The organism is Pararhodobacter sp. CCB-MM2 (genome assembly GCF_001691415.1).
Lineage (GTDB): Bacteria > Pseudomonadota > Alphaproteobacteria > Rhodobacterales > Rhodobacteraceae > Pararhodobacter.
In genome coordinates, this window is record NZ_LRRR01000001.1 from 433,457 (window position 1) to 452,590 (window position 19,134).

Here is a 19,134-nt window from a genome sequence, read left to right on the forward strand (position 1 = left end):
CGCGCGACTCGTAGGGTGGGATTTCATCCCACCGCCATAGGATTTCAGGGAGGATCCCATGCCCAAAGACGGTGGCATCGGCGCCAGCACCAAGCGGCGCGAAGACCTTCGTTTCCTGACCGGGAACGGACGCTATACCGACGACCTCAATCTCCGCGGCCAGCTGCACGCCTATTTCCTGCGTAGTCAGGTGGCGCATGGCCGGATCGACAAGATCGACACCGCAGACGCGGCCGCCATGCCCGGCGTGGTCCGTATCTTCACCGCCAAGGATTTCGAAGCCGTCGGCGGCATTCCCTGCGGCTGGCAGGTGACCGACAAGCATGGCCAGCCCATGCAAGAGCCCAAGCACCCGGTTCTCGCCGAGGGCAAGGTGCGCCATGTCGGTGACCCGATCGCCGTCGTCGTGGCCGAGAGTGCCGAGCAGGCCCGCGATGCCTCGGAAGCGATCGTGGTGGATATCACCGAGCTTCCCGCCGCCGTCGACATGAAGGCTGCCCTCGCTGCGGATGCGCCCAAGGTGCATGACGATTTGACCTCGAACCTCTGCTACGACTGGGGCTTCGTCGAAGAGAACAAGGCCGCCGTTGACGAGGCCTTCGCGAACGCCGCGCATGTCACCACTCTGGAGCTGGTCAACCAGCGTCTGGTCGCCAACCCGATGGAGCCCCGCGTGGCCGTCGGCGATTACGACCCGTGGAATGATCAGTCGACGCTCTACACCACCTCGCAGAACCCGCATGTGATCCGCCTCCTGATGGGCGCCTTCGTGCTGGGCATCCCCGAGCACAAGCTGCGCGTCGTCGCGCCGGATGTGGGCGGTGGCTTCGGCTCGAAGATCTTCCACTATGCCGAGGAAGCCTTCTGCACCTTCGCCGCCCGCCAGCTGAAGAAGCCCGTGAAATGGACCTCCTCGCGCTCGGAAGCTTTCCTGTCCGATGCTCAAGGCCGCGACCACGTCACCAAGATGCAGCTCGCGCTCGATGCGGACAACAACTTCACCGCGATCCGGACCGAGACCTACGCCAATATGGGCGCCTATCTCTCGACCTTCGCGCCCTCGGTGCCGACCTGGCTGCACGGCACGCTGATGGCGGGCAATTACAAGACGCCGCTGATCTATGTGAACGTGAAGGCCGTCTTCACCAACACCGTGCCGGTCGACGCCTATCGCGGTGCAGGCCGTCCCGAGGCGACCTACCAGCTGGAGCGTATCGTCGACAAAGCCGCGCGCGAGCTCGGTGTCGATCCGATCGCCCTTCGCCGTCAGAACTTCATCCAGCCCGACCAGTTCCCCTATGCCACGCCCGTGGCCGTCGAATACGACACCGGGAACTATGACGCGACGATGGACAAGATGCTCGAGGTCGCGGATTACGCCGGCTTCGCCGCCCGCGCCGAAGAGTCGAAGAAACGCGGCAAGCTGCGCGGCTTCGGCATCGCCCATTACATCGAGGCCTGCGGCATCGCGCCGTCGAACCTCGTGGGGCAACTCGGTGCCCGCGCCGGTCTCTACGAATCCGCCACCGTGCGGGTCAATGCGACGGGCTCGATCTCGGTCTTCACCGGCTCGCATTCTCATGGTCAGGGTCACGAGACCACCTTCGCGCAGGTCGTCGCCGACATGATCGGCATCGACGCCGGTCAGGTCGAGATCAACCACGGTGACACCTCGAACACGCCGATGGGCATGGGCACCTATGGCTCGCGCTCGCTGGCGGTCGGCGGCTCGGCACTGGTCAAGGCCACCAACAAGATCATCAACAAGGCCAAGAAGATCGCCGCCCATCTTCTCGAAGCCGCCGAGGCTGATATCGAGCTGAAGGACGGCAAATTCTCGGTCGCCGGCACCGACAAGGCGGTGGATTGGGCAGGCGTGACCCTCGCGGCCTATGTCCCCCATAACTACCCGCTGGAATCGATGGAGCCGGGGCTGGAAGAAACCGCCTTCTACGACCCGTCGAACTTCACCTACCCCGCCGGCGCCTATGGCTGCGAGCTGGAGGTCGATCCCGAGACCGGCAAGGTCGAGATCCTCGCCTTCACGGCAGCGGATGATTTCGGCAATGTGGTCAACCCGATGATCGTCGAGGGTCAGGTCCATGGCGGTCTGGCACAGGGCATCGGGCAGGCGCTGATGGAGAATTGCGTCTATGACGCGGACGGCCAGCTCGTCTCGGGCTCGTTCATGGATTACGCCATGCCGCGCGCCGACGATGTGCCGAACTACAAGGTCGACCATTCCTGCAACACGCCCTGCACGCATAACCCGCTTGGGGTGAAGGGCTGCGGCGAGGCCGGGGCCATCGGCAGCCCGCCTGCCGTCATCAACGGGGTGATCGACGCGCTTCAGCGCGGCGGCTACTCACACGTCACCCATATCGACATGCCCGCTTCGCCCTCGCGCGTCTGGGCGGCGATGAACGGCAAGTAAGGGAGGTTCGGATGTATAATTTCGACTTCGTCAAACCCGCCTCCGTGGCGGATGCAGTCGCGGCGCTGGCGGGCGAGGAAGCGCAGCCCCTCTCGGGCGGCATGACCCTCCTGCCCTCGATGAAGCAGCGCCTCAATGCGCCGGCAACGCTGGTCTCGCTGACCGGCATCGACGCGCTAAAAGGCGTCTGCCGTGAGGGCAACATGCTGGTGATCGGTGCGGCCACGCCGCATGCCGTCGTCGCCAAGGAGGCCGCCGCCGATTACCCGGCGCTGGCCGCACTGGCGGGGCAGATCGGCGATCCGATGGTGCGCAACCGGGGCACCATCGGTGGCTCGCTCGCCAACAATGACCCCTCGGCCTGCTACCCCTCGGCCACCCTGGCCTCGGGCGCGACGATCGTCACCAACACGCGCGAGATCGCGGCGGATGACTTCTTTCAGGGCATGTTCTCGACCGCATTGCATGAGGGCGAGATCATCACCGCGGTGAAGTTCCCGATCCCCGAGAAGGCCGCCTATGCCAAGTTCATGCAACCGGCCTCGCGCTTCGCGCTGACCGGCGCCTTCGTCGCGAAATACGCGGACGGGGTGCGGGTGGCGATCACCGGCGCCTCGGAAGGTGGCGTGTTCCGCTGGTCCGAGGGCGAGGCGGCGTTGTCGTCCAACTTCTCGGCCGAGGCACTGAACGGGCTGTCGGCCTCGGCGGACGGGATGATCGGCGATCTGCACGGCACGCCGGACTACCGCGCGCATCTGGTGGGGGTGATGACCCGCCGGGCGGTGGCCGCGGCGCACTGAAGCGTGAATGTCAGACGATGAGAAGGGGCTCTGCGGGGCCCCTTTTCCTATGCCGGTGAGGCGTTTCGCCCTGGTCCCGAGCGCCTTCGGCGCGCGGATCTGCGGGCGACCAAGAAAGGGGGCATTCTGCCCCCCTCGCCCAGCGGGCTCACCCCCTTGAGGATATTTGTGGAGTAAAGATGAGGGGGACGGGCTTTCCGGCGGACGCGGGCGCGTTATGTTGCGCGCAAACGGAGGCATGGCGTGTTCAGGATTTTGTGGACGATTGGCGGCGGGCTGGCGCTGGCGGTGGGAATCGCCGGCATCGTGCTGCCCTTGGTGCCGACCACGCCGCTGCTGCTGCTCGCCGCCTTCTGCTTCGCGCGCTCATCGCCGCGATTGGAGATGTGGCTGGTCGAGCATCCGCGCTTCGGGCCGCCCATTCGTGACTGGCGGGCCGAGGGCGCGATCTCGTCACGTGCGAAGACCATGGCGCTGGTGGCGATTGCTGCGACCTTCCTTTTGAGCGTGTTCCTGCAGTTGCCGGGGCGCGTCCTTGCGATTCAGGCGGTGACCCTGGGGGCGGTGACGCTGTTCATCCTGACCCGTCCGAGCCCGCGCGCCCTGCCCGTGTCGCGCGATCCCGACGCTTGACACTTGGCGCCCGGCGGCGTTCTGTGGCCGCGCTGTGCAACGCCGGGGGGACGGGCATTGATCAAGGGATTTCTGACGCTTGCGCGCTGGCTTGACCGGCTGACTCTGTGGCTGGCGATGGCGGCGGGCGGGATCCTCGTGATCATGGTGCTGGTCAATGTCGTGCTGCGCTATGGCTTTGGGACCGGCTCGATCAAGATGCAGGACCTTGCCGCCTATGCCTTCGCCGTCTTGCTGATCCTGGCCGTGCCCTTGTGCCATGCCCGCGGCGGGCATGTCCGTGTCGAGGTCCTGTCCGAGCGTCTGCCGGCGCGCTATCTGCGCAGCGCCGATGCGCTGGCCTGGTTGTTCTTCCTCGCGCCGATCTTCGCGCTGATCGTCTGGGCCGGCTGGGGCGATGTCCTGTTCTCCTGGCAGATTGCCGAGGGTTCGACCACGCCGGGCGGGTTGGGTGGGATGTATCTGGTCAAGAGCGCCCTGCCCCTCGCCGCCGTCTTGATGATCATTCAGGGGCTGGCACAGGTGCTGTCGCCTGCGGCGCGTGAGGTGGAGGCATGAGCGGCCAGGAGTGGATGCTGATCCTCCTCTTCGTCGGGCTCTTCGCCGGCATCCTGTCAGGCATCCCCGCCATGCTGGCGATTGCCGGCGTGCCCTTCGTGCTGGCGGTGATCGGCGCGCAGTTCGACCTGTTCAACATCGCCTTCCTGTCGAATTTCCCGGCCCGCGTGCTGGGGGTGATGAACAACACCCTGCTGATGGCCGTGCCCTTGTTCGTGCTGATGGGCGTGTTTCTGGAACGCGCGCAGCTGGCCGAGCGGATGCTTCGGGTGCTGGCGCGCCTTCTGGGCGGCTCGCCCCTCGGGATGGCGCTGGCGGTGCTGGCGTTCAGCACGATCATCGCCGCCTCGACCGGGATCATCGGCGCGACCATCGTCATGCTGGTGATGATCGCCCTGACGCCGATGCTGGATTCGGGCGTGCCGAAGCGGCAGGCCGCGGGGCTGATCTGTGCGGCGGGGACGCTGGGGCAGATCATCCCGCCCTCGATCCTGCTGGTGCTTCTGGGCGACCAGATCGGCAATACCTACCTTGAGGCCCAACAGCGCGCGGGGAATTTCGCGCCGATGCCGGTCTCGGTTGCGGACCTGTTCGCGGGCTCGCTGGTGCCGGGGCTGACGCTGGTGGGCCTCTATGCCCTCTGGCTGCTGATCACCCTGCGCCCCGGTCGCGCGAAGTCCGTCACCGCGCATGAGCCGGTGTCGATGGCCGAGATCCTGTTCACCTTCCTGCCGCCCCTGCTGCTGATCCTTGCGGTGCTGGGCTCGATCCTCGGCGGGATTGCCACGGCAACCGAGGCCGCGGGGCTCGGCGCCGTCGGGGCCGGTCTGATGGCCGCCTTCACCACCACCCGCGCGACTTGGGAGCGGGCGCTGATCGGCATCGCCGGACTGTCGGCCTTTGCCCTCGTGGCGCTGCGGATCGCGGGATACGGACGCGCCGGGGCCGATACGCTGGCGGGCCTGCTGGGCATTCTGGCCGCCTGCCTGCTGGCGCTGGGCGTGCTGGTCGCCTTGTGGCGCCTGATCGCGGGGCGGATGATGAGCCCGGCGATGGTCGAGACGATCAAGATTTCGGGCATGGTGTTCGGCATCGTCATCGCCGCGTCGATGCTGTCGCTGGTCTTCCGGGGCTTCGGCGGCGAGCGCGCCGTTGAACACCTGATGCGCGAATTCCCCGGCGGCGAGATGGGCGCGCTGATGGCGGTGATGGTGATCGTGTTCCTCTTGGGCTTCATCCTTGAAGCCGTGGAGATCATCTACATCGTTGTGCCGCTGCTGGGGCCGGCCGTGCTGTCGGGCGACATTTCGCCCGTCTGGTTCGCCGTCCTGATGGCCATGAACCTGCAAACCAGCTTCCTGACCCCGCCTTTCGGCTTTGCCCTGTTCTATTTCCGCTCGGTCGCGCCGCCGGGCATCACGACGATGGACATCTATCGTGGCGTGGTGCCTTTTGTTCTGATCCAGATCCTGGCAGTGGCCCTCGTTTTCCTGTTCCCGGCACTGGCCACCTGGCTGCCGACTTTGATGTTCAACTGAGGAGGATTCCACCATGGAACGCAGAACTTTCCTGAAGGGTAGCGCCGGTATCGCCGCCGGCGGCGCGCTGGCCGCCCCCGCGCTGGCACAAGAGCGCATCGAATGGGACATGCCCTCGTCCTTCCCCAAGGCCGCGCCGGGCGTCGGCACCAACTCGACCCGTTTCGCCGAGCTGGTGGAGCAGATGTCGGGCGGCCGCATGGTCATCACCGTCTATGGCGCGGGTGAGCTGGTGCCCCCCTTCGCCGTGGAAGACGCGGTGCAGGCGGGCAACGTGCCCATCGGCCACGGCACGCCCTATTACGCGGCCTCGAAGACCGCCGCCGCGCATTGGTTCACCGGCGTGCCCTTCGGCCTGACCGCGACCGAGCATTACGCCTGGCTGAAATGGGGCGGCGGCCAAGAGATCTGGGACGAGATCTATGCCGAGCGCAACCTGAAGCCCTTCTATTCGGGCAACTCGGGCACGCAGGCTGGCGGCTGGTTCAAGAACCGCATCGAGAGCCTCGCCGATCTGCAGGGCCTCAACATGCGCATCGCCGGTCTGGGCGGCGAGATGATGCGCAAGCTCGGCGTGAACGCGATCCTGATGCCCGCGACCGAGATCTTCACCTCGCTGCAATCGGGCGCCATCGACGCGGCCGAATGGGTCGGCCCGCTGCTGGATCAGGCCTTCGGTCTGCAGCGCATCACCAACCTGTGCTACACGCCGGCCTATGCCGAGCCGGGTGCCGCCCTGCAGGTCGTCGTCAACACCGAAGCCTTCGCCGGTCTGTCCGATGACCTGAAGGCGATCATCGAAGCGGCGGCCATGCAGGCCTCGATGGAGACGCTGGGCCAGTTCGACTACATGAACGTGGGCGCCATGGCCTCGCTGGAAGAAGCGGGTGTCGAGTTCCTCGAATTCCCGGCGGACGTGCTGGACGGCATGAAATCGGCTTGGGAAGAGGTCAAAGAAGAGCAGCGCGGCGCTTCGGCCGACGCCGCCCGCGTGCTGGAAAGCTACGAGGCCTTCCGCAGCGGCGCTGTCGCCTATGCCAATGCCTTCCAGGGCCGCTATACCGCGAACCGCTGAGGTCTATGCGGATCGATTGTGGAAGGGGGGCTTCGCGGCCCCCCTTTTCTATGCCCGTTTCACCAGCGGCGGGATGGCCAGCGCCGCCAGTGCCAGGATCAAGGCGATCAGGCCGAAGGACAGACGCAGCCCGGCGTGTTCGGCCACCAGCCCCAACACCGGCGGCCCCATGAAGTACCCCAGATAGCCCAGCACCGTGGCCCTCGCGATCGCGCGCGAGCGGGTCTCGTGCGTCGTGGCCCGGCCGATCAGGACCAAGGTCGTCGGCACCACGACCGAGGCCCCCAGCCCCATCACAGCAAAGCCCAGATAGGCCCAACCGGGCGAGACGGCGCTGGCCACCACGACCACGCCCGCCAAGGCCACGGCCAGCCCGCCGGACAGCAGCCAACGCTGGCGCATCCGGTGGCCGAAAGCCTGCGCGGTCAGCCGCCCGAAGCCCATGGTCACCGCCATCAGCGCCGGGGCCAAGGATCCCGCTCCCAAGGCGCCGCCTAATTCCCGTTCCACGAACAGCGCGGACCAGGCCTCGACCGCGTTCTCGGCCATCAGGCCGGCGAGGATCAGCGCGCCACCCAAAAGCGGCGCCAGCCCCAGCGCCACGCGCTCCCGGCCCCGCGCGCGCTCCAGCCCCTCGATCCGGCCGTCGCGCTCATAGGCCATCAGCGCCAAGACTACGACCGCCAGAGCTCCGGTGCCCAGAATGGCCGTCACGCTCCAGCCTGCCGCGCGCGCGACGCCTGTCAGCACCGCCGCCGCCGCGAAGCCCAGCGAATAGAGCCCGTGGTTGAGGCTCATCAGGCTCTCGCCCCGCTGCGCCTCGATGGCCGAGAGGCGCGCGTTCATCAAGACGTCAAGCGCCCCGCTGGCCATGCCCATGCCCATCAGCGCCAGCACGAAGGGCAAAGGCCCCTCGGCCAGCCCCATCACCGCCAGCGACACGCCCATCAGCAGCCCGAACCCCGGCAGCGCCGCCCGCCCAAGGGCGGAGCCGAACAGCGGCGTCAGGCTCATCATGGTGATCGCCGCGACCGAGCCCCAGATCAGCAACAGCCCCATCGTGCCGTCACTCACCCCGAGGCCCGCCTTCACATCCGGCATCGCCGCCATGAAGCTGCCCCAGACGAGGCCCATGCCGACAAAGCAGGCCAGTGGCCCGCGCGAGGCGCGAAGTTGCGGGAGGATCGACATTCAGGAACCTTTCGGGCAGGTTGTGCAGGCAACCACGGCCCGCCGGCAAGGTCCAGAGCCCGCCTGCCCGCGACGGCCCAAGTTTCCGCTTCCCTTCCTCACCGCGCTGGGGTATGGCCAGCCCCGCTGTGCATCCACCCTTGGAGGGGCATGGCCAGATGAAACCTAATTTTGTGGAGAACCGATATGGCTGGTGAGATCCAGGATCTGATCGCTGAGGTCCGGACGGGGTCGGGCAAGGGGGCCGCTCGTCAATCTCGTCGTGATGGCAAGGTGCCCGGCGTCCTGTATGGCGGCGGCGTTGACCCGATCAACATCGACTTCAACTTCAACTACCTGTTGAAGAAGCTGAAGCAAGGCCGCTTCCTGTCGCAGCTGTGGAACCTCAAGGTCGAGGGTCAGGAAGACGTCCGCGTGATCGCGCGCGCCGTCCAGCGCGACGTCGTGAAGGACCTGCCGACTCACGTCGACCTGATGCGCCTGCGTCGCACCTCGCGCATCAACCTGTTCGTGCACGTGGAATTCGAAAACCACGCTGCTTGCCCGGGCCTGAAAAAAGGCGGCACGCTGGTTGTCGTGCGTCCGGACGTCGAACTGAACGTTCTGGCTGGTGACATCCCCGAGAAGCTGACGGTCGACCTGTCGGGCAAGCAGATCGGCGACACCATCCACATCAACGACATCGTCCTGCCGGAAGGCGCGAAAGCGACCATCCAGCGGAACTTCGTGATCGCGAACATCGCGGCCCCGTCGGGCCTGCGCTCGTCCGAGAACGAAGAAGGCGACGAGGCTGCCGCCGAGGAGTAATCCTCGCGGCCCTCGGGCTCGTTTCGAAACCCCGCCCCTCACCGGGCGGGGTTTTTCGTTGTCCGATCAGGGAGTGCGCGTCAGTGGTTGCGAAGGGCCTCGATCAGCTCGCCCTTGTCCATCGCCGAGCGTCCGTCGATGCCGATCTCCTGCGCGCGGTCGTAAAGCGCGTCGCGCGTCCACTCCTCATAGGGCGGGGCCTTGCCGCCCTTTTCCGAGGGATGCATGTCCGGATTGGCCTTCGCGTTCGAGATCCGCGCGGCCTTCTCCTTGCTCATGCCCTTGTCGCGCAGGGTCTCATAGAGGTCTTCGTCCTTCAGGCTGGGATTGGCCATGATGCCGGCTCCTGTCTTGATGGCGTTTGCAAACCAACCTGACAGCCCGAGGCCCGGTTCCCCGGGGTGACGGAAACCCGCCGATCGGTGGGCAGATAGCAGGAAGGTGACTTGCTCCAGCCAAGGCTCCTCGCGCAGGCTTCCGGCGCGCCCGAACAGACCGGAAATGCCCGATGATCAACACCCTGCCCGCCTTTCTTCCCGCCCTTGCTCTGGCCCTCGCCCTGCCGCTGGCCCCGGCCGTCGCCCAATCGGCCCCCGGCGGCAACGATGCGGTGCCCGAGGACAGCTGCCCCGTCCTGTTCCACTGGTGGGTGACCAACGCCCCCGAAGCGGGACCCGAGCGTGACCGCCTGAACTCCCTGATCGGCAGCCTCGGCGCCCTGCCCGATTACAACCCGCCCGAGCCCGCCGCCTGCGCCGGGATGCTGCAGACCATCGCCTTCGAGGGCTTCGACCTCGGCGACCCCACGCTGCACGCGGTACAGGGGCTGGCGCCCAGCTGCGAGGCCGTGCTGCCCTATGTCCAGACCCGCGCCGGCAGCCTGCCCGAAGCCCTGCGCGCCCGTGTCGACGGGGTCATGGACATGGTGCAATTGCCGATGGAGGGCAGCTCGTCAGACCCCCTCGCCTGCGCGATCTTGCATGCCACGCTGGTCCGGGGCGACATGATCACACTGATGGGCGCGCCTTGAGGCCGTTTCGGCTGATGGACAGCCCCCGACGCCCGCGCTAGAACCCGGGCCATGAAACTCATCGTCGGCCTTGGCAATTCGGGCGCGAAATACGCGCAGAACCGTCACAACATCGGCTTCATGGCCGTGGATCGCATCGCCGAGGACCACGGCTTCAGCCCGTGGAAATCGCGCTTCTCTGCGCAGGTGTCCGAGGGGCGGCTGGGTGGCGACAAGGCTATGCTGATGAAGCCGCAGACCTTCATGAACCGCTCGGGGCAATCCGTGGGCGAGGCGATGCGCTATCTGAAGCTGGAACCCGCCGACGTGATCGTCCTGCATGACGAGCTGGACCTCGCGCCGGGCAAGCTGCGGCTGAAGCAGGGAGGCGGGCATGCGGGCCACAACGGGTTGCGCTCGATCCATCAGCATATCGGCGAGGCTTACGGGCGCGTCCGTCTCGGCATCGGCCATCCCGGTCACAAGGACGCTGTCGCGGGCTATGTGCTGCATGATTTCGCGAAGGCCGACGAGGACTGGCTCGACGACCTGATGCGCGGGATCTCGGACGGGGCGAACTACCTCGCGGCGGGCGATGGCGCCAAGTTCCAGAGCGCCGTCGCCGCCCGCACTGCCCCCGCGCGCAACGCCGGGCGTGAGGCGCCCGCGAAGACCGAAGCCCCCAAACCCACAGCACCTGCAGCCCCCGTCGAGGACAACCGCAGCCCGCTGCAAAAGCTCGCCGACAAGTTCCGCTGAGCGCGCGTCGCCGGGTCGCGCTTCCCTCTGCCCCGCAGCCCGTCTACAACCGGGTCCGAGGACCACACCGGAGCGAGCCATGACCGATACCCTGCACCAGGCCTTCCGCGCCCAGGCCGAGGCCTGTGCCTTGCTGGGGTCGCCCTTCATGGCCCGGCTCTGCACGCTGCTGGCCGAGCGTCTTCAGCCCGACAGCCCTCTCACGCGCCGCCTGTTCGACTGGCAGGGCGACCTGACCCCGCGCGGCCACTCGGTGCCGTTGCGGCTGGCCGGTGCGCTGCATGCGCTGGTGTTGAAGGGCGATCCCCTCGCCGCCGTCTATCCGCCGCAGGACGTGGATGACGACACCCTTTGGCACGCTGTCACGGACGCGATGACGCGTGAGGCCGGTTTCATCGACCGCTTCCTCGACTCGGCCCCGCAGACCAACGAGGTCCGTCGCTCCGCCGTGCTGATCGCCGCCGGGCATTGGCTGGCCGAACGTTTCACCCTGCCCTTTGCCTTCTCCGAACTCGGCGCCAGCGCCGGGCTCAATCTGAACTGGGACCGCTTCGCCCTTCAGGTCGGCGAGACCCGCCTTGGCCCCCAGCACGCCGCCCTGACCCTGACGCCCGAGTGGAAAGGCGCCCTGCCCTTTGCCGCCGATATCACCGTCGCTGACCGCGCCGGCGTCGACCTGAACCCGATCGACGTCACCGACCCCGACCAACGGCTGCGCCTTCTGGCCTATCTCTGGGCCGACCAACCGCACCGCATCGACCTGACCGAGGCCGCCATCGCCGCCCGCCCGCCGCTGCCCGCCAAGGCCGACGCCATCGACTGGCTGGAATCCCGCCTCGCGCCGAAACCCGGCCAGATCCACCTCATCTGGTCCACCGTCGCCTGGCAATATTTCCCGCCCGAGGCACAGGCCCGCGGCACCGCCCTGATCGAGGCCGCCGGCCAGCGCGCCACGCCCGACGCCCCCCTCGCCTGGCTCAGTTACGAGACCGACGGCGGCCATCCCGGCGCCGCGCTGACCCTGCGCCTCTGGCCCGGCAACGAAACCATCGATCTCGGCCGCGCCGATTTCCACGGCCGCTGGATCGACTGGCGGGCGCCCTGACTTTCATTCTGCTCCAAATACGCCTCTTTCGACCCCACCACCGGACCCGACCATGACCGATTTCGAGACCCGCAAGACCCAAGCCGCCCAATGGTTCCGCAGTCTGCGCGACACCATCACCTCGGCCTTCGAGGCGCTCGAGGATACGACCGACAGCGACCTGCCCCCGGGCCGGTTCGAGGTCACCCCGACCGAGCGCGACGGCGGCGCGGGCGGCGGCGGGATCATGTCGGTGATGCGCGGCGGGCGGCTCTTCGAGAAGGTCGGCGTCAACTGGTCCGCGGTCCACGGCACCCTCGGCGAGCGGGCGCAAAAGGCGATGGCCGCGCGGGGCGTGCCCGGCATGGCGGAAGACCCGCGCTTCTGGGCCTCGGGCATCAGCCTCGTCGCGCATATGCGCAACCCGCATTGCCCCGCCGTCCATATGAACACCCGCATGTTCTGGACCCCCGGCGCCTGGTGGTTCGGCGGCGGCGCGGACCTCAATCCCTGCCTCGAATACCCCGAGGACACCGCGCATTTCCACGCCGAGATGCAGCGCGCCTGCGACGCCCACGACCCGGCCTATTACAAGCGCTTCAAGGCCTGGGCGGATGAGTATTTCTACATCCCCCACCGGGGCCGCGCGCGGGGCGTGGGTGGCATCTTCTATGATGACCTCAACACCGGCGGGACGGAGCGCGACAGCTGGGAGCAGGATTTCGCCTTCACCCGCGCGGTGGGCGAGGCCTTCCTGCCCGCCTTCGCGCCGCTGTGCGAGAAGCGCCGCGGCAAGGATTGGACCGAGGTCGACCGCGAGGCGCAGCTCGTCCATCGCGGGCTCTATGCGGAATACAACCTCGTCTATGACCGGGGCACGAAATTCGGGCTGGAGACGGGGCATGACGCCAATGCGGTGCTGATGAGCCTGCCGCCGCTGGCCAAGTGGATCTGATCGAAAACGGCGGCCGGGGGTCACCCGGCCGCCTTCACTCGGCACTCTACAACCGAGAAACTCAGAACAGGATCGACGCGCCTTCGGTGGCATCCGTCGCGCCCAGACGCAGGCGGGCAAAGAGCTCGCGACCCACGCCGAAATTGTTCGCACTGAGATCCGCCGTGGCGACCGGACGGGCGTCGAAGCCCTCCTCCAGCACCTGCAGCTCACCGGTCACGGCATCGAGCCGGATGCGGTCCCCATCCCGGATCTTGGCGATCGGCCCACCGGCCGCGGCCTCCGGCGCGACATGGATCGCCGCCGGGACCTTGCCCGAGGCGCCCGACATCCGACCGTCGGTGACCAGCGCCACCTTCAGCCCGCGATCCTGCAGCACGGCCAGCACCGGGGTCAGCGAATGCAGCTCGGGCATGCCATTGGCCTTGGGGCCCTGGAAACGCACGACGACCACGGTGTCCTCGGTGAACTCGCCCGCCTGGAACGCCGCCTTGACCGAAGGCTGATCAGTAAAGACCCGCGCGCGGCCCTCGATCACATGGTTCTCGGGCTTCACCGCCGAGACCTTGATCACGCCCTGCCCGATATTGCCCTTGAGCTGCTTGAGGCCGCCCGTCGCCTGGAATGGATCGCTCGCGGCGCGCAAGATGCGGTCATTGAGGCTCTCTTTCGGGCCGTCGACCCAGATGACCTCGTCGCCATCAAGCTTCGGCTCCTGCGCATAGCGCGCAAGGCCGGTGCCAGCGACGGTCTCGACATCCTCGTGCAACAGGCCCGCGTCCAGAAGCTGGCCCACCATATAGGCGAGGCCGCCCGCGGCGTGGAAATGGTTCACATCGGCCAGACCGTTCGGATAGACCTTCGCCAGCAGCGGCACGGCCTCGGCCACGGCGTCGAAGTCTTCCAGCGTCAGGGTGATGCCCGCCGCGCGTGCCATCGCCGGCAGGTGCAGGATCAGGTTCGTCGAGCCGCCCGTCGCCATCAGGCCGACCAGACCGTTCACGAAGCAGCGCTCATCGAGGATCAGGCCCGCCGGACGGTAATCATTGCCCAGATGCGTGATCGCGGCGGCGCGGGTGACGGCGGCGCGGGTCAGACCCTCGCGCAGGCCGGTACCCGGATTCACGAAGGCCGCGCCCGGCAGCATCAGGCCCATGATCTCCATGAGCATCTGGTTGGTGTTGGCGGTGCCGTAGAAGGTGCAGGTGCCCGGCCCGTGATAGCTGGCCATCTCGGCCGCCATCAGCTCCTCGCGCCCGACATTGCCTTTGGCGAATTCCTGCCGCACGCGGGCTTTCTCGTCATTGGGCAGGCCCGAAGTCATCGGCCCCGCCGGCACGAAGACCGCCGGCACATGGCTGAAGGTCGCCGCCGCCATCACAAGGCCCGGCACGATCTTGTCACAGACGCCCAGCCACAGGGCGGAATCGTAGCAATCATGGCTCATCGCCACGGCCGAGGCCAAGGCGATGGTGTCACGCGACATCAACGACAGCTCCATGCCCGCGCGGCCCTGCGTGACCCCGTCGCACATCGCCGGCACCCCGCCCGCGACCTGCGCCGTGGCGCCGGCCTTGCGCGCGGCCTCGCGGATGATGGCCGGGTAGAATTCGAACGGCTGATGCGCCGAGAGCATGTCGTTATAGGCGGTGACGATCCCGATGTTGGGCAGCCGGTCTGCGGCCAGTTCGGCCTTGTCCTCGCCCATCGCGGCATAGGCATGGGCGGCGTTCGAGCAGGACAGATGCGCCCGCGCCGGGCCCGCCTGTGCCGCTTTCGCCATACGGTCGAGATAGGCCTCCCGCTCGGGGCGCGAGCGTTCGATGATGCGGTCGGTGACGTCACGGATCCGGGGATCGAGGGACATGGGGCTACCTCGTCTATCTGAGTTGCGCCGCGACGCGGCGCGCCTTTGATGGATTGTTGCGCGGGATATACGCCGTTATCGCTAACACCGCAAGCGCCGCCGGGGGCAAAGCCCCGTTTCCTGCCCAAGTGTGAAGAGCCTTGCAGGAAATGCAACGCGGAAATGCGACCTTGTCTGTAGCGCAACGCTGCACTGCGGCGTATCGTGTTTACAGATCAACCGAACACGACGCCCCTAAAGACGCCCTGTGGCGAAGGATGAAAAAAATGACCGCTCACACCGACAACCTCTTCGAAATCAAAGACCTCGACCTCGTGCAGATCGAACGTGAAGCCCGCGCGATGCAAGCCCGCGCTCTGGCCGACATGTTCTCGGCGCTGCGCCGCGGCATCGTCTCGTTGTTCTCGCGCGGCACCGAGGCCCGCACCGCCTGATCGGGTTTGAACCGGCCTGCGCCGGTTCCGTGACCCCGCCTCTTCGCCCCGTACCGGCCCTCCGGTGCGGGGCGATGTCGTTCCCGCGCCTACGCGCTTTGCCCTTCCGCTGCGGGCGCGCGCCGGGTACAGAGGGCGCCAAGCCATCCGGATAGCGTCATGACCTCTGTTCCCTTCAACCGTCCCGTCGTTCGCCTGCGCCCCAAGGCAGAAGCCCGTGCCGTGCGCCATGGCTTCCCTTGGGTCTATTCCGACGAACTGGTGCTCGACCGGCGCACCAACGCGCTGGAGCCCGGCGCGCTGGCCGTGCTGGAGGATGCCGAGCGGCGTGAGATGGGGCTGGTGACGGTCAATCCGAAGTCGAAGATCACCGCCCGGATGCTGGACCGCGACCCGCGCGCGGCGCTGGACCGCAGCTGGTTCGACGCGCGCCTGAGCCGCGCGCTGGCCCTGCGCGAGGCGCTCTATGACGCGCCCTATTACCGGCTGGTCCATGCCGAGGCCGATGGCTTCCCCGGCGTCGTCATCGACCGTTTCGGCGATGCGGCCGTCGTGCAGCCGAACGCCGCCTGGGCCGAGGCGCATCTTGAGACGCTGGTGGCATCGCTGCAGGCCGTGACGGGCGTGACAACGGTGGTCAAGAATGGCTCGGGCCGCGCGCGCAGCCTTGAGGGGCTGCCCGAGGAGACCGCGTTGCTGACCGGCGCGTTGGACGGCCCCGTCCCCGTGCATATGAACGGCGCGATCTACATGGCGGACCTGATGGGCGGCCAGAAGACCGGTCTGTTCTACGACCAGCGCGACAACCACGCCTTCGCCGCCCGTTTCGCCAAGGGTGCACGGGTGCTCGACGTGTTCAGCCATGTCGGCGGCTTCGGCCTTGCCGCTTTGGCGGCGGGCGCTACGTCTGCAATGGCGGTCGATGGTTCGGAATCCGCGCTGGATCTGGCCGAAGCCGGGGCCAAGGCGATGGGCGCCGCCGATCGGTTCGAGGCACGCCAATCGGACGCCTTCGAGGCGCTGGAACTGCTGAATACCGAGAACGCCCGCTTCGAGCTGGTGATCTGCGACCCGCCTGCCTTCGCACCGCACAAGGGCGCTCTGGACGCCGGCCTGCGCGCCTATGAGCGCATCGCCCGCATGGCGGCACCGCTGGTCGCGCCGGGTGGCTATCTGGTGCTCTGCTCGTGCTCGCACGCGGCCGATCTGGCGCAATTCCGTGCCTCCTGCACCCGTGGCATCGGCAAGGGCCGCCGCGCGGGTCAGCTGATCCACACCGGTTTCGCCGGGCCGGATCACCCCATGCTGCCGCAACTGGCCGAGAGTGGTTACTTGAAGGCCCTGACCTATCGCCTTGATGGCTAAGGTTTTCCTCGACACCTGCGTGTTGTTTCCGCCGCTCTTGCGCAGCCTCTTGCTGGGGGTGGCGGATTCGGGCCTTTACGACCCTGTGTGGTCCGAAGGTGTCGAGGCCGAATGGCTTCACCTCAATCAGCGCAAGGGCGAGACGCCCATTGAGGGCAGCATCGCCCGGATGCGCCAGCGTTGGCCGGAGGGCGTAGCGCCGGCGGGCGAGCCGGAGTGGCTCGATCTGCCCGATCCTGCAGACCGCCACATCCTTGCAGCTGCAATTGCTGCTGGAGCCTCGACGCTGTTAACCTTGAATCTGCGTGATTTTCCGCGACGCGCCCTCGCACCGCACAGGATCACAGCGATTTCTCCTGACGATTTTATGATGATGCACTGGCTTGCCCAGCCCACCATCGTCGAGGCTGCGGTCGCGGGGGTCTGGCCCGATCTTACGGGAAGAACGCTTCGCAATGCCTTGAAAAAGGCTGATCTTCCGAGATTGGGGCGCGCACTGGAAAGCTGACGCACCGCAAGTGAACCAGCCCAACACGCGGCCTCAATCGGTGGCGCGTCAGAGTTAACATTGGGCGCAAATCGGCCGCTATCCCTTTGAGACCCCGTTTGCCCGCCTTGACCCCTTTATCCTCGCATGGTCCCTATGGCGCATGCGACAGATTTTCGCCCTGAAACCAGCCAGAACAGCGTCGACGCTGGGTCCGAGGACCGCCGGATGGCGGGCCGCGTCTCGCCGAAGCGCGCGGCTTTGGTTAACGGGTTTTGGCCGCGTAGCGCTATTTTCGGCGCAGCCTTTCGGGCGTCTGCCCATGATGTTCCGCGATAGATGAGGCTTCGATGACCCAGATGCGCGCCCTGTGCTACGACAAGACCGGACCGGCCCAAGAGGTCCTGTCCCTGCGCGATCTCCCTGTCCCCGAACTTGGGCCGGGAGATGTGCTGGTGCGCGTGGCGATCTCGGGCGCCAACCCGTCGGACGCGAAGACACGGGCCGGTGCGCGCGCACCAATCCCCTTCCCACTGGTCATCCCCAATTCCGATGGCGCTGGCCAGATCGAAGCCGTGGGCGAGGACATCGACCCGGCGCGGATCGGGCAACGCGTCTGGCTGTGGAACGCCGCCTGGCAGCGCCCCTTCGGCACGGCCGCCGAGTTCGTGGCGCTTCCGGCCGCGCAGGCGGTTCCGCTGCCCGACGCCGCCAGCTATGCCGACGGCGCCTGTCTGGGCATCCCCGCGATCACCGCCCATCGCGCCTTGTTCGCGGACGGCCCGATTGAGGGGCAAACGGTCTTGGTCACGGGCGGCGCGGGTTCGGTCGGCTCCTACGCCGTGCAGATGGCCCGTCTGGGCGGCGCGGCGAAGGTCATCGCCACGGCCTCGCCGGCCAAGGTGGACCATGCGCGGCTGATGGGCGCCGATGCCGTCGTCGATTACCGGGCCGAGGATGCCGCGCTGCAGATCCGCGCAGCCGCCGGCGGCGGGATCGACCGGATCGTCGAGGTGGAGTTCGGGCAGAACCTGCCGATCACGCAGGCGGTCCTGAACCCGCATGGGGTCATTGCCACCTATGGCTCGATGGCCGATCCCGAACCGCGCCTGCCGTTCTACCCGATGATGTTCGCCAGCCAGACGCTGCGGATGATCCTCGCCTACACCCTGCCGAAACAGGCGCGGGCCGAGGCGATTACCGATATCAACCGCTGGCTGGCCTTGGGCGCGCTGAAGCATACCGTCGCCCTGCAGGTTCCGCTGGCCGATGGCTGGCAGGCCCACGCCGCCTGCGAGACCAACACCCGGATCGGCACCGCGCTGATCGAGGTGGCGGCGGATGCCTGAACGCGCCCTCAAGGCAGTTGCGGTGGCATCGCTGCTGGCCGCGACAAGCCTGCCTTCGCCCGGAATCGCGCAGCGATTGGAAGGGGCACGCAGCCTGTCCGAGACCGACTGGGGCTACACCATCGTCGACACCCCCGTCGCCGCCGGGTTCGAGGCGCAGCGGTTCGAGGTTCGGCCCGGCGATTGCGCGGCGGGATCGACCTGGGATGATTGCGCCACGGACCGGGAGCGCAGCGAATTCCGTCCCCGCGCACGCTGGGAGCCGGGCGCCGATCTTTGGATCGGCTTCGCGCTTTTGCTGCCCGAGGATTTCGCCTCGTCCGAGGCCGTCAACACCACCCTGCTTCAGATCCACCAGCAAGGCGGGCCGATCCGGACGGCGGATGGCGGTCAGGTCTCGCGCCCGCCCGTGATGCAGATCGAGGCGCGGGGCGAAAGATTGCGGCTCACGGTGCATATCGCCGGGGCGGACAACATCCATCATGACCTCGGGCCGCTGTCGGCGTTGCGGGGCGATTGGCGCCGGATGGTCGTGCACTTCGACAGCGCCCAGCCGCGCCTGCAGATCTGGATCAATGACGAGGCCGTGGCCGACATCACCGACTGGCCTCTGCCGGACCCTGAGTTCTTCTACCTGAAATACGGCCTCTACCGCAGCTTCGTCAGCCGGCACGAGGGGCCGATGCCCACGCAAGTCGCCTATTTCGACGAGATGCGGCTGGGCACCAGCGCGGCCGAGGTGCGTCCCGACCCCGCGCGTCCGGTGGATTAAGCCGGGTGGAGTAAGCC

Annotated in this window: 19 protein-coding genes; 16 read left to right on the forward strand and 3 right to left on the reverse strand. The window is 67.3% G+C overall.

Annotated elements, in window-relative coordinates; translation table 11 throughout:
- Window positions 1–58: 58 nt before the first annotated feature.
- From BCY78_RS02035 to BCY78_RS02060, 6 genes are all read left to right on the forward strand, one after another.
- Window positions 59–2,434 (forward strand): xanthine dehydrogenase family protein molybdopterin-binding subunit, encoded by a 2,376-nt coding sequence (locus BCY78_RS02035; RefSeq protein ID WP_068297065.1) that lies wholly within the window; start codon window positions 59–61, stop codon window positions 2,432–2,434.
- Window positions 2,435–2,445: 11 nt separating this feature from the next.
- Entirely contained in the window at window positions 2,446–3,234 is a 789-nt protein-coding gene (locus tag BCY78_RS02040) for a xanthine dehydrogenase family protein subunit M (protein ID WP_068297068.1), read from the forward strand.
- Between the two features lie 243 nt (window positions 3,235–3,477).
- Window positions 3,478–3,867: a YbaN family protein gene (locus tag BCY78_RS02045; protein ID WP_068297071.1), complete on the forward strand. Its 390-nt coding sequence runs from the start codon at window positions 3,478–3,480 to the stop codon at window positions 3,865–3,867.
- Between the two features lie 57 nt (window positions 3,868–3,924).
- The gene (locus BCY78_RS02050) at window positions 3,925–4,425 is read left to right on the forward strand and encodes a TRAP transporter small permease subunit (RefSeq protein WP_068297073.1); all 501 of its coding nucleotides are present in this window, start codon (window positions 3,925–3,927) and stop codon (window positions 4,423–4,425) included.
- Window positions 4,422–5,963, forward strand: coding sequence for a TRAP transporter large permease subunit (locus BCY78_RS02055; protein ID WP_068297076.1), 1,542 nt, complete (start codon window positions 4,422–4,424; stop codon window positions 5,961–5,963). Before BCY78_RS02050 ends, BCY78_RS02055 begins: the two co-directional genes overlap by 4 nt.
- Window positions 5,964–5,976: 13 nt before the next feature.
- Complete coding sequence (locus tag BCY78_RS02060; RefSeq protein ID WP_068297079.1) at window positions 5,977–7,038, forward strand: TRAP transporter substrate-binding protein; 1,062 nt, start codon at window positions 5,977–5,979, stop codon at window positions 7,036–7,038.
- 48 nt (window positions 7,039–7,086) lie between these two features.
- Here the strand turns inward: BCY78_RS02060 and BCY78_RS02065 are convergent, their stop codons facing one another.
- Complete coding sequence (locus BCY78_RS02065; protein ID WP_068297084.1) at window positions 7,087–8,229, reverse strand: MFS transporter; 1,143 nt, start codon at window positions 8,227–8,229, stop codon at window positions 7,087–7,089.
- A gap of 186 nt (window positions 8,230–8,415) precedes the next feature.
- On the opposite strand from BCY78_RS02065, the gene BCY78_RS02070 reads away from it, so the two are divergent.
- Window positions 8,416–9,036 (forward strand): 50S ribosomal protein L25/general stress protein Ctc, encoded by a 621-nt coding sequence (locus BCY78_RS02070; RefSeq protein ID WP_068297087.1) that lies wholly within the window; start codon window positions 8,416–8,418, stop codon window positions 9,034–9,036.
- Between the two features lie 80 nt (window positions 9,037–9,116).
- On the opposite strand, the gene BCY78_RS02075 is transcribed toward BCY78_RS02070, so the two are convergent.
- Complete coding sequence (locus BCY78_RS02075) at window positions 9,117–9,371, reverse strand: Rho termination factor (RefSeq protein ID WP_068297090.1); 255 nt, start codon at window positions 9,369–9,371, stop codon at window positions 9,117–9,119.
- A 173-nt stretch (window positions 9,372–9,544) separates the two neighbouring features.
- On the opposite strand from BCY78_RS02075, the gene BCY78_RS02080 reads away from it, so the two are divergent.
- The 4 genes from BCY78_RS02080 to hemF all read left to right on the forward strand — a co-directional run bounded on the left by BCY78_RS02080 (window position 9,545) and on the right by hemF (window position 12,843).
- Entirely contained in the window at window positions 9,545–10,066 is a 522-nt protein-coding gene (locus BCY78_RS02080) for a hypothetical protein (protein WP_068297093.1), read from the forward strand.
- A gap of 51 nt (window positions 10,067–10,117) precedes the next feature.
- Window positions 10,118–10,804: an aminoacyl-tRNA hydrolase gene (gene pth, locus BCY78_RS02085; protein ID WP_068297096.1), complete on the forward strand. Its 687-nt coding sequence runs from the start codon at window positions 10,118–10,120 to the stop codon at window positions 10,802–10,804.
- A gap of 79 nt (window positions 10,805–10,883) precedes the next feature.
- Complete coding sequence (locus BCY78_RS02090) at window positions 10,884–11,909, forward strand: DUF2332 domain-containing protein (protein ID WP_068297099.1); 1,026 nt, start codon at window positions 10,884–10,886, stop codon at window positions 11,907–11,909.
- A gap of 52 nt (window positions 11,910–11,961) precedes the next feature.
- A complete protein-coding gene (hemF, locus tag BCY78_RS02095; protein ID WP_068297102.1) occupies window positions 11,962–12,843 on the forward strand; it encodes an oxygen-dependent coproporphyrinogen oxidase in 882 nt (293 codons plus the stop codon).
- Window positions 12,844–12,904: 61 nt separating this feature from the next.
- Here the strand turns inward: hemF and edd are convergent, their stop codons facing one another.
- A complete protein-coding gene (edd, locus tag BCY78_RS02100) occupies window positions 12,905–14,710 on the reverse strand; it encodes a phosphogluconate dehydratase (RefSeq protein ID WP_068297104.1) in 1,806 nt (601 codons plus the stop codon).
- A gap of 266 nt (window positions 14,711–14,976) precedes the next feature.
- On the opposite strand from edd, the gene BCY78_RS25500 reads away from it, so the two are divergent.
- From BCY78_RS25500 to BCY78_RS02120, 5 genes are all read left to right on the forward strand, one after another.
- On the forward strand, window positions 14,977–15,144 hold the full coding sequence (locus tag BCY78_RS25500) for an RSP_7527 family protein (RefSeq protein ID WP_158515888.1): 168 nt from the start codon (window positions 14,977–14,979) through the stop codon (window positions 15,142–15,144).
- 159 nt (window positions 15,145–15,303) lie between these two features.
- Window positions 15,304–16,509 carry an RSP_2647 family RNA methyltransferase gene (locus BCY78_RS02105; RefSeq protein ID WP_068297109.1) on the forward strand — a complete coding sequence of 402 codons (1,206 nt, stop codon included), beginning with the start codon at window positions 15,304–15,306 and terminating at the stop codon, window positions 16,507–16,509.
- Window positions 16,502–17,017: an RSP_2648 family PIN domain-containing protein gene (locus BCY78_RS02110; protein ID WP_068297112.1), complete on the forward strand. Its 516-nt coding sequence runs from the start codon at window positions 16,502–16,504 to the stop codon at window positions 17,015–17,017. The genes BCY78_RS02105 and BCY78_RS02110 overlap by 8 nt, the downstream gene beginning before the upstream one ends.
- Before the next feature lie 329 nt (window positions 17,018–17,346).
- Window positions 17,347–18,345, forward strand: coding sequence for an NADPH:quinone reductase (locus BCY78_RS02115; RefSeq protein ID WP_139103059.1), 999 nt, complete (start codon window positions 17,347–17,349; stop codon window positions 18,343–18,345).
- Window positions 18,338–19,117 (forward strand): heparin lyase I family protein, encoded by a 780-nt coding sequence (locus BCY78_RS02120; RefSeq protein ID WP_068297114.1) that lies wholly within the window; start codon window positions 18,338–18,340, stop codon window positions 19,115–19,117. The genes BCY78_RS02115 and BCY78_RS02120 overlap by 8 nt, the downstream gene beginning before the upstream one ends.
- Window positions 19,118–19,134 lie beyond the last annotated feature (17 nt).

Coding starts and splice junctions, on each gene's coding strand:
- BCY78_RS02035 (WP_068297065.1), top strand. CDS start 59: ATGCCCAAAGACGGTGGCATCGGCGCCAGCACCAAGCGGCGCGAAGAC.
- BCY78_RS02040 (WP_068297068.1), top strand. CDS start 2,446: ATGTATAATTTCGACTTCGTCAAACCCGCCTCCGTGGCGGATGCAGTC.
- BCY78_RS02055 (WP_068297076.1), top strand. CDS start 4,422: ATGAGCGGCCAGGAGTGGATGCTGATCCTCCTCTTCGTCGGGCTCTTC.
- BCY78_RS02060 (WP_068297079.1), top strand. CDS start 5,977: ATGGAACGCAGAACTTTCCTGAAGGGTAGCGCCGGTATCGCCGCCGGC.
- BCY78_RS02065 (WP_068297084.1), bottom strand. CDS start 8,229: ATGTCGATCCTCCCGCAACTTCGCGCCTCGCGCGGGCCACTGGCCTGC.
- BCY78_RS02070 (WP_068297087.1), top strand. CDS start 8,416: ATGGCTGGTGAGATCCAGGATCTGATCGCTGAGGTCCGGACGGGGTCG.
- BCY78_RS02075 (WP_068297090.1), bottom strand. CDS start 9,371: ATGGCCAATCCCAGCCTGAAGGACGAAGACCTCTATGAGACCCTGCGC.
- BCY78_RS02080 (WP_068297093.1), top strand. CDS start 9,545: ATGATCAACACCCTGCCCGCCTTTCTTCCCGCCCTTGCTCTGGCCCTC.
- pth (WP_068297096.1), top strand. CDS start 10,118: ATGAAACTCATCGTCGGCCTTGGCAATTCGGGCGCGAAATACGCGCAG.
- BCY78_RS02090 (WP_068297099.1), top strand. CDS start 10,884: ATGACCGATACCCTGCACCAGGCCTTCCGCGCCCAGGCCGAGGCCTGT.
- hemF (WP_068297102.1), top strand. CDS start 11,962: ATGACCGATTTCGAGACCCGCAAGACCCAAGCCGCCCAATGGTTCCGC.
- edd (WP_068297104.1), bottom strand. CDS start 14,710: ATGTCCCTCGATCCCCGGATCCGTGACGTCACCGACCGCATCATCGAA.
- BCY78_RS25500 (WP_158515888.1), top strand. CDS start 14,977: ATGACCGCTCACACCGACAACCTCTTCGAAATCAAAGACCTCGACCTC.
- BCY78_RS02105 (WP_068297109.1), top strand. CDS start 15,304: ATGACCTCTGTTCCCTTCAACCGTCCCGTCGTTCGCCTGCGCCCCAAG.
- BCY78_RS02110 (WP_068297112.1), top strand. CDS start 16,502: ATGGCTAAGGTTTTCCTCGACACCTGCGTGTTGTTTCCGCCGCTCTTG.
- BCY78_RS02115 (WP_139103059.1), top strand. CDS start 17,347: ATGACCCAGATGCGCGCCCTGTGCTACGACAAGACCGGACCGGCCCAA.
- BCY78_RS02120 (WP_068297114.1), top strand. CDS start 18,338: ATGCCTGAACGCGCCCTCAAGGCAGTTGCGGTGGCATCGCTGCTGGCC.